At 62.4% G+C, this 14,236-nt stretch carries 11 protein-coding genes and 2 pseudogenes; 2 read left to right on the top strand and 11 right to left on the bottom strand.

What is annotated here, in order from left to right; all coding sequences use genetic code 11:
• Positions 1 to 408: 408 nt before the first annotated feature.
• Positions 409 to 912: a cytochrome b gene (locus tag PH547_RS29450; RefSeq protein ID WP_285170195.1), complete on the bottom strand. Its 504-nt coding sequence runs from the start codon at positions 910 to 912 to the stop codon at positions 409 to 411.
• A 219-nt stretch (positions 913 to 1,131) separates the two neighbouring features.
• On the opposite strand from PH547_RS29450, the pseudogene PH547_RS29445 reads away from it, so the two are divergent.
• A pseudogene (locus tag PH547_RS29445) lies at positions 1,132 to 1,640 on the top strand (c-type cytochrome).
• A gap of 83 nt (positions 1,641 to 1,723) precedes the next feature.
• Here the strand turns inward: PH547_RS29445 and PH547_RS29440 are convergent.
• The 7 genes and pseudogenes from PH547_RS29440 to PH547_RS29410 all read right to left on the bottom strand — a co-directional run bounded on the left by PH547_RS29440 (position 1,724) and on the right by PH547_RS29410 (position 10,590).
• Positions 1,724 to 3,671, bottom strand: a pseudogene (locus PH547_RS29440) (multicopper oxidase domain-containing protein).
• A 264-nt stretch (positions 3,672 to 3,935) separates the two neighbouring features.
• Complete coding sequence (locus PH547_RS29435; RefSeq protein ID WP_285170194.1) at positions 3,936 to 5,135, bottom strand: MFS transporter; 1,200 nt, start codon at positions 5,133 to 5,135, stop codon at positions 3,936 to 3,938.
• A gap of 58 nt (positions 5,136 to 5,193) precedes the next feature.
• Entirely contained in the window at positions 5,194 to 6,609 is a 1,416-nt protein-coding gene (chrA, locus tag PH547_RS29430) for a chromate efflux transporter (protein ID WP_285170193.1), read from the bottom strand.
• A gap of 16 nt (positions 6,610 to 6,625) precedes the next feature.
• Positions 6,626 to 7,609, bottom strand: coding sequence for a chromate resistance protein ChrB domain-containing protein (locus PH547_RS29425; protein ID WP_285170192.1), 984 nt, complete (start codon positions 7,607 to 7,609; stop codon positions 6,626 to 6,628).
• 389 nt (positions 7,610 to 7,998) lie between these two features.
• Positions 7,999 to 8,520 (bottom strand): shikimate kinase, encoded by a 522-nt coding sequence (locus PH547_RS29420; protein ID WP_483315594.1) that lies wholly within the window; start codon positions 8,518 to 8,520, stop codon positions 7,999 to 8,001.
• Between the two features lie 127 nt (positions 8,521 to 8,647).
• On the bottom strand, positions 8,648 to 8,968 hold the full coding sequence (locus PH547_RS29415) for a 4Fe-4S dicluster domain-containing protein (RefSeq protein WP_285170190.1): 321 nt from the start codon (positions 8,966 to 8,968) through the stop codon (positions 8,648 to 8,650).
• On the bottom strand, positions 8,968 to 10,590 hold the full coding sequence (locus PH547_RS29410; protein WP_285170189.1) for an FAD-binding protein: 1,623 nt from the start codon (positions 10,588 to 10,590) through the stop codon (positions 8,968 to 8,970). The genes PH547_RS29415 and PH547_RS29410 overlap by 1 nt, the downstream gene beginning before the upstream one ends.
• A gap of 88 nt (positions 10,591 to 10,678) precedes the next feature.
• Between PH547_RS29410 and PH547_RS29405 the strand changes: the two genes are divergently transcribed.
• Complete coding sequence (locus PH547_RS29405; protein ID WP_285170188.1) at positions 10,679 to 11,485, top strand: phosphate/phosphite/phosphonate ABC transporter substrate-binding protein; 807 nt, start codon at positions 10,679 to 10,681, stop codon at positions 11,483 to 11,485.
• On the opposite strand, the gene PH547_RS29400 is transcribed toward PH547_RS29405, so the two are convergent.
• Genes PH547_RS29400 through PH547_RS29390 form a run of 3 tightly spaced genes read right to left on the bottom strand, consistent with a single transcriptional unit; the run spans position 11,467 to position 14,236 of the window.
• A complete protein-coding gene (locus PH547_RS29400) occupies positions 11,467 to 12,435 on the bottom strand; it encodes an oligopeptide/dipeptide ABC transporter ATP-binding protein (protein ID WP_285170187.1) in 969 nt (322 codons plus the stop codon). The genes PH547_RS29405 and PH547_RS29400 overlap by 19 nt on opposite strands.
• Complete coding sequence (locus tag PH547_RS29395) at positions 12,432 to 13,406, bottom strand: ABC transporter ATP-binding protein (RefSeq protein WP_285170186.1); 975 nt, start codon at positions 13,404 to 13,406, stop codon at positions 12,432 to 12,434. The genes PH547_RS29400 and PH547_RS29395 overlap by 4 nt, the downstream gene beginning before the upstream one ends.
• On the bottom strand, positions 13,403 to 14,236 hold the full coding sequence (locus tag PH547_RS29390) for an ABC transporter permease (protein ID WP_285170185.1): 834 nt from the start codon (positions 14,234 to 14,236) through the stop codon (positions 13,403 to 13,405). The genes PH547_RS29395 and PH547_RS29390 overlap by 4 nt, the downstream gene beginning before the upstream one ends.

The raw sequence follows: 14,236 nt of genomic DNA, 5'->3' as shown, positions 1-14,236 counted from the left end.
CGATCATGCAGTGAGTTTATGGGCCCCTGTCGTTTGGCACTTAAACGGGCTCTTCCTCACTTTTGTGTGGTTAACAACTCGTTGGTGGTGACGGCGCTATGGCCGACGAAGCATCACGAAATGGCTAACGTTTGATTCCGCACCCGATCGACGCAGGCGCGCGCTAAAGCTTCGACTCTGGCCCGCACCATTGAACAGTCCTCTCGGGGGGCCCGGGAGTAGCTTCGACTTCACGACTTGAGGACTGTGCAGCTGAAAATTTCGGAGTAGATTCAGTCAGATGGGGTCGACAACCACAGATCTGCGGTTCAAGGCGACGGCGCGTATCGCTAATAGCCGTTGCTGCCGTTCATGATCCTCGTGTTCGTCGCCAAGACGGGTCGCCTGGTCGTGCTGCGGCTGGCCACGTTACAGTTCCTGGGGTGACCGCTTCCGGTGTGGGAACACCATCCGGTCGACTGTCTCGTCACGGACGATGAGCGTGTGCCAGGCCGCCGCGGCAAGGTGCAGCGCGACCATCGCCAGGATGATCCTCGAACCGATGACGTGATAGGGCGCGATCCCGAACCAGAAGTAGCTCGCGACGAATCCCATGCAGGCCTGCGTGATGATCGCTGCGTAGAAGGCGTGATGAAGTATCGCTGCCGCCCGCCCGGCCCACGTGCTGGGCGGGCTTGCCTGCGGCGGCTGGATGATACGAAGAGCCAGCCGTACGACCATCAGCAGGCCAATCGCCATTCCCGCGTAGTTGTGAAGATGGTGCTGGAGGACATCCCAATGTGATGGCGTCATGCCCATGTGCACGGCATGATGGGTTCTCTCGATGCTGCCGCCCGTCAGATACTGGACCGGCACCAGGAGGGCGACCAGCCAGTGAAGTCCTATCTGGGCCAGCGAATAACCGCCTTTCATCGATCCCCCCGCGCGAGAGCCGCAGACTAGCCGACGGCGGTTAACGTTCCATGCTCGTGATGGCGGCGTGATCGGGGACGGCGTCCGCCCTCTTGCTGCCCAGATGAGAACGAATATCCCGTGAAGCAACGGTACCCATAACAAAGTGACATGGCGGATTGGAACGCAACGTTTATGAGACAGACCACTTGCGTGAACGGGTTCGGATTCCTTGCCTTGATGGGCGCGTTCTTGACGACAGCGGTCCCGACGCCCGCCGCCGAAGACGTCGTCGCCCTTCGGCAGGTGGACATGAAGGCCATGGCCGCGCGGCGAAGACGATCTCGGGCATGTTCAAGGATCCGGCGAGCTACAAGGCCGCCGAGTTCAGGTGGGCGGCAGACACCATTCGCGACAGGTCGGGCGTTGTACTCGTCGGACACTTCGCATCCAAGGCCGCTAACCCCCAGTCGAAGGCCAAGCCGAACATCCTCGAGGAGCGCGATCGGTTCGACCGCCTCGCGGACGACCTGCGCGACTACGCCGTCGCTCTGGACGCCGCGGCGGAGAAAAATCCTGGGCCGATGCCCGCAAGCATGCGCATGAAACCTGGAGAGGCCATGGGCGGCGGCCCGCTAGGCACTCACGTCCGCGACCAGCAGGAGCTGTCGGGGATGCCGGCGGAACACGCGTTCCACCTTATGCTCCAGACCTGCACGACCTGTCATGCCAGATTCAGGATGGAATGACGGGACACTCGTCGCGTGGATTGCTCGCCTTGTGCAGGCCGTGGGTTGGCAAGTGGTCGGTAGCTGCCGACTGCGATAACCGGTCATCCAGTTTGCCCGGTGCCGACATCTATGACGACCATAAGGCCGCCGCCACCGTCCGTCTCGACGTTGTTATTCGTCGTGTGATGCGAGATATGACAGTGGATCAGCCACTTCCCTGGCTTTCGCGCCTGCCAGAGAACGTCGTACCGCTGACCCGGAGCGATGTTGACGGTATCGGCCATATATCGCGCGGTGGGCGCCAACGTCTCACCGTCGATCGCGGTGACCTCGAAGGGACCGCCATGGATATGCATCGGGTGGATGGCTGTCGTGTTGGTTCCGATGAACCGCACTTTCAGAGTCTGGCCGACCTTCATTCGGACTGTTTCCGTGGCAGGAAACGATTTGCCGTTGATCGTGAAAATAGTTGGGAAACGACTCTTCCATGGGCATGGATGGGAATGTGAGCCATTCCCGCCTTGTCCATTCCTGAAGCTGGACCACGTATTCCGCGTCTACTGCGATGGCGTCCGCCGGGTTTTTCGGATCGATGATGAGGGCTCCGTAGAGCCCCAGCGCCTGCTGGCGGTCGACGTGATCGTGCGTGTGGTAGAAGTAGGTCCCCCGTTGACCGACCGTGTATCCGTAGGAATAGGTCTGACCGGGTTCGATCGGCTTCTGCGTGATGTTCGCCGCTCCGTCCATTTCATTGGGCAGGATCAGGCCATGCCAGTGAACGGTCGTGCTCTCGGGCAGTTCGTTCCTGACGTTGATCCTGACGCGGTCGCCCTCTGTGACGCGGAGCGTCGGACCCGGCACTTGGTCGTTGTAGGCATAGGCGTCGACGGTCACGCCCGGAAGGATTGTCCAGCGGATGACCGAGGCGGTGAGATCGAATACCTTCACGCCGCCTTCCATCCTGGGCTCCAGAGCGGCAGCGCCACGGGCGTCGGCGGGCGCCTCGAAGCCGACGTCGCGCGGATCGACGGCCGCCATGTCCTTCATGGCGTCTGCAGGCGTATCGAACGTCATGATCATGCCGGGCGCCATGATCGATCTTCCAACCTCATGGGCACTGAGGCGCATGTTGACCAATGTGAATGGATAGGCGTAGCCCGCGGCCAGCATAATCAGAGTAAAGCACGCCATCGTCGCGAGCTGGGTCCGGGTGGGAGCGAGGGCCGGGGGCAGCTTTGTTCCGTGCTGGTGACCCCCATGAGACGCAGACGACCGCCGTGACGCGTGCTCAGCATGGTGAGCTTCCGGCGGATGGCCCATGCTGCTGCGGTCGGCCGGATGTTCGGAAGGCTCGCGGCTGGTCGCATCCCTTTTCTGATCGTCGCTGCGCGCCGTCATCAACCCATGCTTCAGCTCCTTGGAAACCAGCCAGACGTTGAAAGGATAGGCGGCAGCGAAGCCTATTCCGATCCCGAATGTCATGACACCCCAGAAGAGCATCTCTCCCGGCCACATCGCCCGCATGTCGCGGCCCATCATCAGGATCGCCATGACCGGCGCCATTCCCGCCATCATCGCATTCATGCTGATGAATTCGGGCATGAAAGAGTTGCGGACGTTCTGCCAGTAGCTTCCGCCCATCATGTTCTTCATGAAGAGCGCCTGGAACACGAACAGACCGACGGCGAATCCGGCAATATACTCGACGATGATGTCCAGCCACATCGGCAGACCGATGACAGCGGTGATCACCGCGGCAATGATGATCCCTGTTGCGTCGCCGGCGACGCAGTGGATGGTACTGCCGATTCCCTGTTTCCAGAGTGGCTTGACGAATTCCTCGTGGGTGTTCGGCCGAGGTTCCTTGTCCGCAAGCACGTAGAGCAGAAGGCCAACCGGACCGAGGTACAGCGTGACGAGGATGAAACCCCACTTCATCACGGCCGGTTCGGGATTGTTGCGGAACTGGTCCCAGGCGACGTAAGCGGTGCTCAGCGCAGCGAGGAGAAACCAGGCGGCAAGAAGATAATCGATCGGCTGGATGAACAACAGCAGTTCTCCTGGACGTTATCTGCACAGGTTGCGGCTTGCCATCATTGCAAGGTCAAGAGAGTCTGCCAGGGGAAATAGGGCCTTTGGATTGACCGAAAAGGTGAGCTTCACCGTTTCATGACTCTCGATCGCGGAGATCACATTAGCCTGGGCGACGCTGCGCGGTCACCATAGCGGCGATCGCGGGCGTTGCTCATCTGGTGGCTTGGTTCGCCCCCAGGACTGGAGCTATCCCGGATCGAGCGTCACAGCCATGTTTGTTTAGCGCTCCTCCGGCGGTTTGTGATGTCGGAACTGCAACAACAACAGCAAATCGTAGGAGATCTTTAATGTGGCGCAGATGACGAGCGGCCAAGCGCGGTACGATGCGGCGAAGAGAGCCCCTGCAAGCGCGGGGCTGGCCGCCGCGGCAAGGCTGCGCGGCACGGATGTGAAGCTCGCAGCCGCGGCTCGCTCGGCCTCGGTTACGACCGCCATCACATAGGAAGAACGCGTCGGCACGTCCATCTGCGAAAGCGCGGCGCGGATCGTCAGCAGTAGCAGGACTAAAGGCAAGGTGGGCGCGAAGGCCGCCAGCATCAGCGCGATGCTCGAGGGTATATGAGTGAACACCATGGTGTTGATGAGACCGATCCGCCGCGATAGCCATGCGGCGACAGGGAACGAAAATGCCGACAACACTCCCGTCCAGAAGAAGAAGACCCCAGCTTCCGAAAGCGACAGATTGAACCGCTCGAACAGCCAGAGAGCGAGCAGCGATTGAACGACGAAGCCACCGGCGAAGGCGTCGAGGCTGAAGAGGGCTGCGAGCTTCAGGACGATGGCGCGCGAAGGACCGAGCGCGGTTGCAGCTTCGGCTGCCTGGCGGTTTGGCTGCCGTGTCGGGATGCGGGAATAAAGAACGGCACCCGCCATGCCCACAATCGCGTAGAGCACGAACATCAGCTTGATCGAGGTCAGGTGCCCAAGCCCGACGAACGCCCTCGCATCGGGCAGGGCCGCCGCGAGGGCACCGACGGCGCTTGCCAGTGCGCCGACAAGGCTGTAGCGCGCAAACATCGTCGTACGGTCGGCATTGCCGACATCTCGAGCAAGAACTGCGTGTTCCAGCGGCACGAAGACGCTGACGCTTCCGGCGGATGGATTGACCGTGCCGGCGCATGCGACCACCAGCAGAAGGGCGTAGTCGGTGACGACGGACATGGCCGCACCCGTGGCAACCATCAGGCACGCTGCGGAAAGAAGCAGGCGGCGCAGATCGTGGCGTACCCCGAGTATCCCCACGGCGATGGTCAGCAGTGCCGAACCCAAAAGCGATGCCGTCGCAAGCACGCCGACCTGCAGCGGCGAGAAACCCAAGGCAAGCAGATAGACTGGCAACAGGATGGCTACGAAACCATCACCGAAGTCCCGCAGGGCGCGGGCAGCAAACAGATATGTGGGCGGGCGAATGGGCTGCACGGGGTTTCCCTAGCTCGGATGGCGGACGGTTTCGGTCGCAGAAGGCACCTACGCCGAGCTAGAGCCATCCCATGACAAGGCCGTAGGCCAGGCCGAGAACCGAGCAGGCAGCCAGCACGGTCAGCATGCCGACCTTGAAACGAAACACCGCAATCATCGCACCGAGCGTCAGGATCAGTGACGGGATATTGACCGAGCTCAGCACCGGGATATCGACGGCCATGCCGAATCCAAGCGCTTCATGGAGATCGCGGAACAGCACATGCAGCGCGAACCACACCGCGAGATTCAAGATAACACCGACGACGGCGGCGGTGATTGCCGCCAGTGCCGCGGAGAGTGCCTTGTTATTGCGCATCGTCTCCATGAACGGCGCGCCCAGGAAAATCCAAAGGAAGCACGGCACGAAGGTCACCCACGTCGTCAGCAACCCTCCAAGCGTGCCGGCGAGCAAAGGATTGAGGACGCCTGGAGCGCGATATGCGCCCATGAAACCAACGAACTGGGTGACCATGATCAGCGGGCCCGGCGTCGTCTCCGCCATGCCGAGGCCGTCCAGCATCTCGCCGGGCTTCAGCCAGTGATAGTGGTCCACCGCCTGTTGAGCGACATAGGACAAGACGGCATACGCGCCCCCGAACGTGACCATGGCCATCTTGGAAAAGAAGATCGAGATGTCCGTGAAAACGTTGCCCTGTCCGAGAAACACTAGCAGCGCCAGGACCGGCCCACCCCACAGCAGCAGCCCGACCGCGGCGACCTTCAGTGACCAGCTTGCCGGCGGACGGGCGTGGGCGGGAACCTCTTCGCCAAGCAGACTATCGGCGTCGGCGACTTGCTTGCCTCCGACCTTGCCGTGGCCGTTGCCTGCCTGAAACGCCGCCCAGCCGGCCCGGCCGCCAACATAACCGACGATGCCGGCTGCGAGCACGACGAGCGGGAAGGGAGCGTGGAACAGGAAGAGCGCGAGGAAGGCCGCCGCGGCGAGGCCGATCATGACATTGTTCTTCAGGGCTCGTCGTCCGATGCGGAGCACGGCCTCGAGCACGATCGCCAGAACCGCGGCCTTCAATCCGAAGAACAGCGCCTGGACAGCGCCGACATTGCCGAAGATGGCGTAGATCCAGCTCAGCGCCATGATGGCGACGACGCCGGGGAGCACGAACAGGATGCCCGCCACCAGCCCGCCCTTCGTCTTGTGCAGGAGCCAGCCGATGTAGATGGCAAGCTGCTGGGCTTCCGGTCCCGGGAGCAGCGTGCAGTAGTTCAGGGCATGCAGGAACCAGGTCTCACCGATCCAGCGCTTCTCCTCGACGATGATCCGGTGCATGACGGCGATCTGGCCGGCAGGACCGCCGAAGCTCAAGGCGGCGACGCGCGCCCAGACGCGCACCGCTTCACCAAACGATATCCCGTGAGCCGGGACATCGTTGCGCCGGATCGGCGTGGAGTCGAGATGTTCGATCTTGCTCATGCTTGCTTCCTGTGTGTCAGTCGCGCTGGGCGCGGAAATATTGGTAGAGATTGTCGAAGACCGGGGCGCCCTGGGCGAGCCTCTGCTCGTCCTCGGGATTGGCCGCCGTGACGCCGGAGAGCAGACTGGCGATGCCGGTCGCCTCTTCGCGGCCGAACTTTCCGTCCTTCAGGTCAATGTCATGGACGATCTCGGCGATTGCCTGCAGCGCCGGATCGGTGAGACCGGCGCGCGTCAGCAAGACCTCGAAGCTACAGCGATCGCCTTCGTGGGTGATCTCGCCCTCGAACATGTCGAATCGCAGCTCGCCAGCATTCGGGATATAGCCCTTGCCCGGTACGAAACGGATGATGGCGTCGGGGTCGATGAAGCGGCGAATGAGCCAGGCACAGGCAATACGGTCGACATAGATCCCCTGACGGGTAACCCAGGTCCGCCCTTGCAGGTCGGCAGCGGTCTGCGGGGTCGTCTTCTCCGGATCTTCGGTCATCTCGGTTTCCTCCGCGAGCCGTGCCTCGAGTGCGGTGATGAGTCCCTCCGCCGAAAGGCGGGCGGTGGCGTCGAAGAAGTCGATCGCGACGATCTCAGCCAGCCGCTTGCGCAGGCGGGTGAGTTGCGGTCGCAGCTCCGTCGTCTCGTCGACACTCGCGGCGGCCCCGATCTTCTCTTCCAGGGCGCGGGCATCCTTGACGATCGCGTCGTAGTCCTCGTCGCGCGCCGCATCGAACAGCGCGCGCGCCTGCGCATCGGAGAGGCCGTCGATCAACCGGGCCTCGCACACCATGGCCTCGCCGCCGCCTTGAACGATTTCCTTCAGCAGCCACTCGAAATCTTCCTGCGTCTCGGCATTAGCAGGCAGCGCATAGACGGTGCTTTTGACGGCGACCGCGCCGATGCCCTGCAGGCGGCGCCAGATTTTAACCCGGAAATAGGCTGGCTTGCTCGGCAACTGGTGGATCAGCAGCAGCCAGCGCTGCTCGGTCGTTGAATCTGTGATCATCAAAAGACTGTATCATTCGGAAAGAGAATCGCAACACTTGTATCATTTCAGATTCGAGCTCCGCTTTTCGATTTTGGGTGTTTACCAGCGGACAGTCGGCCTTCGACCCCAAATCCGTTATTCCAAGCGGGCAAAGCCGATGCCAGCTATGGAGAATTTCGAATGGATAACTCTTGTAACAACAGGGTCGTCGGCTCGTATCGTTTCAGGCGATGAACCCGCATTTTTCGTCCCCGGCTGGCGCCGGTCACTGTCGCTGCGCCAAGTCACCGTTGCGCGGCGAGATATTCGCGTCGATGAGAATGGAGGTTTCCATTCTGAAAGTAGGGCGCTCCACGTGTCAGCCGCATCAAGATAAGCCCCGCGAGCTCGCCGCATCTCACTCTTTACTACGGGCTACGGCACGGGCCAACGTTCAAATAGGATGTCAAAGCCCGCATCGCTTCCGCCGCGACCATTTCGTGCGAGCTGCCGCTGGACACGACCGTCACGTCGGCCAGAGCATAAGTTGGATAACGGTCATCGATCAATTTGCGCAGGACGCCTTCAGGATCGAGTGTTTGCAGCAGCGGCCGGTTGGCCTGTCGGCGCACGCGGCGGATCAATACGTCGAAATCAGCTTTCAGCCAGATCGACACTCCTTGCTCCGCAATCCGCGCGCGGGTCTCAGCATTCATGAAGGCGCCGCCGCCGGTCGCCACCACTTTTGGCCCGTTGGCCAGGAGCCGCGCGAGCATCCGCCGCTCGCCGTCGCGGAAATAGGGCTCGCCGTGCCGGGCAAAGATTTCGGGGACCGTCATACGGTGTGCTGCTTCGATTTCGGCATCGACGTCGGCAAAATCGAGCCCCAGCCGCGCCGCGAGCGGCCGGCCGACTGATGTCTTGCCTGAGCCCATCATTCCGATGAGCACAATGCAGCCTCCACCGAGAGCAGTAAGCAGAGCCGCTTCCGGCTGCGAACTGTGAGATATGTTCATGGCGTCCTGATAAGCTTGGTTCCAAATCGCCTGTAATCTGGCTGGGCTCGCTCGGCAGCACTTATTGCGGTAGCCGGAAGTGGTCGTCGACATGCCGGCGGTCGCGCGTATCCTTGTGCCAGCCGATCGCCTTCCTGTAGCTGCCAAACAGACCGCTCGCGCGTACGGCCTCAAGCGTCAACCCGTACGTTACCTCCGGATCTGGATCAACGTAGAGCGCGTCGACGGGGCAATAGAGTTCGCACATGAAACACGTCTGACAGCTGTTCTGACGCAGGATGACCGGCGGTCCGTCCGTAACAGCCTCGAAAACGTTGGTCGGGCAAACCTTAACGCAGAGATTGCAGTCCGTGCATGTTTCCGGATCCAGAACTTCGATCATTATACCGCTGCCTCCCTGAACACTCCAGGATCGACCGCCACTTGTCGGACGGTGATTGTGTCGAGGCCGCTGACGACAAGCCGGTGATGCTGGGCGGGATCCTGCGTCGGGAAATCATCGCGGCGATGCATGCCACGTGTTTCGGTGCGCGACAGCGCAGCGCGGTACATGAAGCGGGCGGTGGCGGCCATCGCCTGGGCCTGGCGAAGTTGCAGCGCCTGACTTTCATCAGCAACCGTGACCGACGAAATGACTTGCCACAGCTGGTTGAGCCGCTCGAGCGAGGCCGAGAGGACGGAATGGGTACGGAAGTAATTGACGTCGAGCGGGAAGACCTCGTCCTGAACGGCCTTGATGACGACTTGGGGGTCGATAGGCTTGGTATTTTCTGTTGCTCCAAGTACGGGTTCTGGAAGCCGCGTTTTTGGCTTGGCTTCGTTTGAAAGAGCAAAGGCCGCAGCGGATGCGCCGGCAAAGGCGCCGGTCGAGATCGCCCAGGCGGCATTGTGGCTGCCGCCGCCGGTAAAGCCCCCGCAGATCGGTTCGCGCGTGGCGTTGTCGCCAGCGGCAAAAAGGCCGGGCACGGTGGTGGCGCAGTCGAGCCCAGTCAACCGCAAGCCACCTGTGCCGCGCACTGTCCCTTCAAGGCGAAGTTTCACCTCGAAGAATTCGGTAAAGGGGTCGATGCCGCGGCGATCGAAGGGGACGAAGAAGTTCGGCTGGGCGCGGCGCAGGATGGCTTTCAGCTCATTGGTCCCGGCAAGATCGAGGCGGGCGTAGACGGGTTCCGACAGAAGGATGCGGGCGATGATCGAGCGGCCGCGGGCGGAGCCTGCCCCTTCGATCAGCCTATGGTCCTTGCGGTAAAACTGCGCGAAGCGATAAAGCGCTGTCTTGGTGATCGAGGCGAAGGCCGGCGAAATGGCATAAGCTGACGAAAATTCCATCCCTGAAAGTTCGGCACCCGCCTCAGCGCCCATCAAATATCCATCTCCGGTCAGGACATCGCAGCCGAGCGCCTTGCTCATAAAGGCACAGCCGCCTGTTGCCAGCACCACCGCGCCGGCTCTGACCGTCCAATGGCCACCCTCCTGCCGGCGCAGGCCGATTGCGCCGATGACCGTGCCAGCGCCCGTCAATAGCCGTGTCGCGGGGTGATGATCGAGAATGGAGATTCCGGCGTTCTTCACCCGCCGGCGCATCAGCCGCATATATTCCGGCCCTTGGACCGAAATGCGCTGCTGCTCTCCCTTTTCGTCCCGCGGGAAGGGATAACCCCAATCCGCCAGTCGGTTTACGCTCTCATAGGTCTTGTCAAGAACGGGCACCATCCAGGAGCGTTCGGAGAGGTAGCCGCCCATCGCTTCGCGACTTGCCATGGCCGCTTCCCGCTCGTCAGGATCCGGCGGCACGTACCAGATCTGCGTACCGGCCGACGCGGTTGCGCCGGAGCTGCCGCAATAGCCCTTGTCAACGAGCAAGACCTTGGCACCGGTCGCCGCGGCCTCCAGTGCAGCCCAACAGGCAGCCGGACCTCCGCCGATGACGAGCACGTCGCACCGGATTTCCGTCCGGGACAGTGGGTCTGAGGCCGAAGGCGTCTTTCGAGGCGACGTGTCCATAGGAAGTATCCTTATTCGAAGAAATCCCGTTGCGATTTAAATCTATGCATTGCATAGGGTTTTTGATCGATCATCCGGAGTTTGCCCCGTGTCCTTCGCCAGTCTCGCCATGTATGTCAGCCCGCCACCGGTTGCGGAGGCGACACGGCTCTTCTGGAGGGCGCTGGGTGCGCGCATTCGCGCTTTGGGGCTTGACGCGGCGGCGGAACTCAACGACGAAATTCGTTATGACGAAGCTTGGCTTCGGCCAGACTTGCTGTTCGGCCAGACCTGCGGTTACCCTTACGTCCAGCACCTGCGTGGCAAGGTGCAGCTCATCGCTTCGCCTGTTTATGGGCTGCCGGGTTGCGACGGGCCGCTGAAATGTAGCTTCATCATCGTCAACGCCGAGTCTCCGGTACAGTCGATCGAGGAACTGCGCGGCGCGCGGGCGGCGATCAATGAGCCCGGCAGCAATTCCGGCTACAACCTGTTTCGGCATTTCATCGCGCCGCATGCGATCGACGGACGATTCTTCTCGGCGGTCATCGAGACCGGCGGCCATCGGATGAGCATCGATGCCGTTTCGAGCGGAGAGGCGGATGTCGCGGCGATCGACTGTGTCACCTTCGGCAATACCTTGCGTTTTGATCCCGATCGCCTCGCTGGAGTGCGCATCCTGGCGGAAACTGCCAAGGGGCCGGGCCTGCCGTTCATCACCTCTGCCGAAACGTCGGCGCAGGATCTCGCCATTTTGCGCCGTGCGTTGGTCGAAGCCATTGCCGATCCGGACCTTGCCCAGGTCTGCGACACGCTTTCCCTGCGTGGCATCAGCCTTCTCGGTGATGCCAATTACGAGGTGCTGGCCGAGTTCAGTCGAGAAGCCGCGCGGCATGGCTACCCCGCAATCGCTTGAATTATCACAGCGGGCGTCGTTGCCACCGGAAAGTGGCACGCAACACTGCGATTGCCCGGGCCAGCCTGAAGCACAGGCGTATCACTCTCGCACTTCGGCTGCGCCAGTGGGCAGCGCTTGTGAAACCGGCAGCCAGAGGGCGGATTGCTGGGGCTCGGGAGTTCGCCCGACAGCACGATGCGCTCGCGCCGGCGGCTGGGGTCGAGCGTAAGATTGGCAGAGAGCAGCGCCCGCGTATAGGGGTGGGCGGGAGCGCGGAACAAGGTGGCGGTCGGCCCGCTCTCGACGATCTGGCCGAGATACATCACCGCCACCCGATCCGTGACACGGCCGACGACGTTGAGATTGTGCGAGATCAGCAGGTAGCTGAGCACCAGGCGGTCGCGCAGAGCCCGGAGCAGATTGAGCAATTCACCCTGAATCGAGATATCGAGACCGGCGGTCGGCTCGTCGGCAACGATGATCGAGGGTTCGGCGGCCAGCGCCCTGACCAGCGCCACGCGCCGCGCCTGCCCACCGCTCAGCTGGTGCGGATAGCGCGAAAGAAGCTGCTCGCCGAGGCCGATGCTTTCTGCCAGCGCCACGATGCGCGACCAGCTTTCGGGCGTGTGCACCTTGCGGATTTTCAGCGGCTCCGCGAGGAGCGCGCCAACGGTCATGCGCGGCGAGAGCGAGGCGGCCGGGTCCTGGAACAGGAGCTGGACCTTTCGCTGCAGATCGAGGCGGCGCCCTGCCGATGCGTCCTGCAGCGTCTCGCCTTCAATCGTCAACGTGCCGGCGGCGAGCGGCTGCAGCCCGACGATGGCCCGCGCGACGGAAGACTTTCCGCAACCGCTTTCGCCGACGAGCCCGAGCGTTTCGCCACGCCGCAGCTCCAGCGAGACTCCGTCGACGGCGGTGAGCCGGTGATAGCGGATGACGGCATCTTTCAGGGCGAGGGCAATCGTCACGCAACCTCCAACCAGCAGGAGTAGCTTTGACCATCGCGCGCGTGCCGTTGCGGCGGCCTTTCGCCGCAGCGGCCATGGCGGGCAGGACAACGGCCGGCGAAAATGCAGCCTTCAGGACGGCGCGCAGGATCGGGCACGGCGCCGGGGATCGTTGCAAGATCCTGCGACGGGTCGAAGGCGGCAAAGGGATCGAGCTCGCAGGCGAGCAGCGCGCGGGTATAAGGGTGGCGTGGGTGGTGCAGCACATCCGCCACCCGGCCGTTCTCGACAACGGTTCCCGCATACATCACGACCACGCTGTCGCAGAGCTCTGCAATCAGCCCCATGCTGTGGCTGACAACCAGCATCGAAGCAGACGTACGCTGCCGCAGCCGGTGCAGCACCTCGACCACCTGCGCCTCGATCGTCGCATCGAGCGCGGTCGTCGGCTCGTCGGCGATCAGCAGCTTCGGTTCGACCAGAAGGGCCATGGCGATAACCACACGCTGGCGCATGCCGCCGGAAAATTCGTGCGGGTACCGGTGCATGCGGGTGGCCGCATCCTGCACGCCGACATCGGCGAGCACTGCTTCCGCCCGTGTCCAGAGCGAGCGCCGGTTCTCCTTGGGAAAGCGCCGTCGCTGGATATCGACTAGCTGCGCACCGATGGTGAACATCGGGTTCAGCGCCGTCATCGGGTCCTGAAAAATCATGGCGATATCAGTGCCACGCAGTGAGGCGGTTTCGCCCGCGGCAAAATTCCGCTCGCAGCCGTCGAAGGTGGCATGGCTTGCGGAAACCTCGGCATTGTCGGCAAGCAGACCGAGCAGGGCGAAGGCGACGGTCGATTTGCCGCTGCCGCTTTCGCCGACGAGCCCGACGGACCGGCCGCGACCGATCTCGATATCGACGCCGTCAAGGATGTGGGCCGCCCGGCCGTTGCCGCGATAGGAGACGTTGAGGTTTTCGATGGTGAGGAGGGTATCTGTCACAAGGTCTTCCTCAGCTTCGGATCGAGCGTGTCGCGCAGTGCCTCGCCAAGCAGCGCGAAACCCAGCGTGGCGAGGATCAGCGACAGGCCGGAAAAGGTGGCGAGCCAGGGCGACTGGTCGAGATAGGTGTAGCCGTCGTTCAACAGGTTGCCCCAGCTGGCGAGCGGCGGGCGTACGCCGAGCCCGAGGAAGCTCAGTCCCGCCTCGATGGTGATGACGACGGGGATATCCATGCAGGCGAGCACGAAGATCGGGCCGATGATGTTGGGTGTCACATGATGCAGGATCACCCGCCATGTTTCGGCGCCGAGCACCTTTTCCGCCTCGATGAAGGGGCTGTTGCGGATGGTGATGGTCTGCGCGCGGGCAACGCGGCCGAAATGGGGAACGAAGACGATACTGACGAGCAAGACGACATTGCCGAGGCCGGGGCCGAAGACGGCGACCAGAGCGAGAGCCAGGATGATGCTTGGAAACGAGGTGATGATGTCGAAGATGCCGACGATGGCAAGATCGACAGCGCGGGACGAAAGTGCCGATAAGATGCCGAGGATGACCCCGGTCGTGAGCGAGATGGATATGACCGCCAGTGAGATGCCAAGCGCGACGCGGGTACCGAAAATCAGGCGGCTCAGGATATCGCGGCCGAGCTGATCGGTTCCGAGCCAGTGCTGAAATGATGGGCCGATCAAGCGGCTCGCAGGAGCAATTGCATTTGGACCATAGGGCGCGATGACGGGGGCCGCGATCGCGACCAGACAGAGCAGCGTCACCGCAAATAGTGCAAATCCGCCGCCAGGCCGACGAGAGAGATCGACGAGCACCGCCAT

The sequence above is a fragment of the Rhizobium cerradonense genome (genome assembly GCF_030182455.1).
Classification (GTDB): Bacteria; Pseudomonadota; Alphaproteobacteria; order Rhizobiales; family Rhizobiaceae; genus Rhizobium.
The sequence above is the reverse complement of the archived record's forward strand: the minus strand, read 5'-3'. Positions and strand labels throughout refer to the sequence as shown.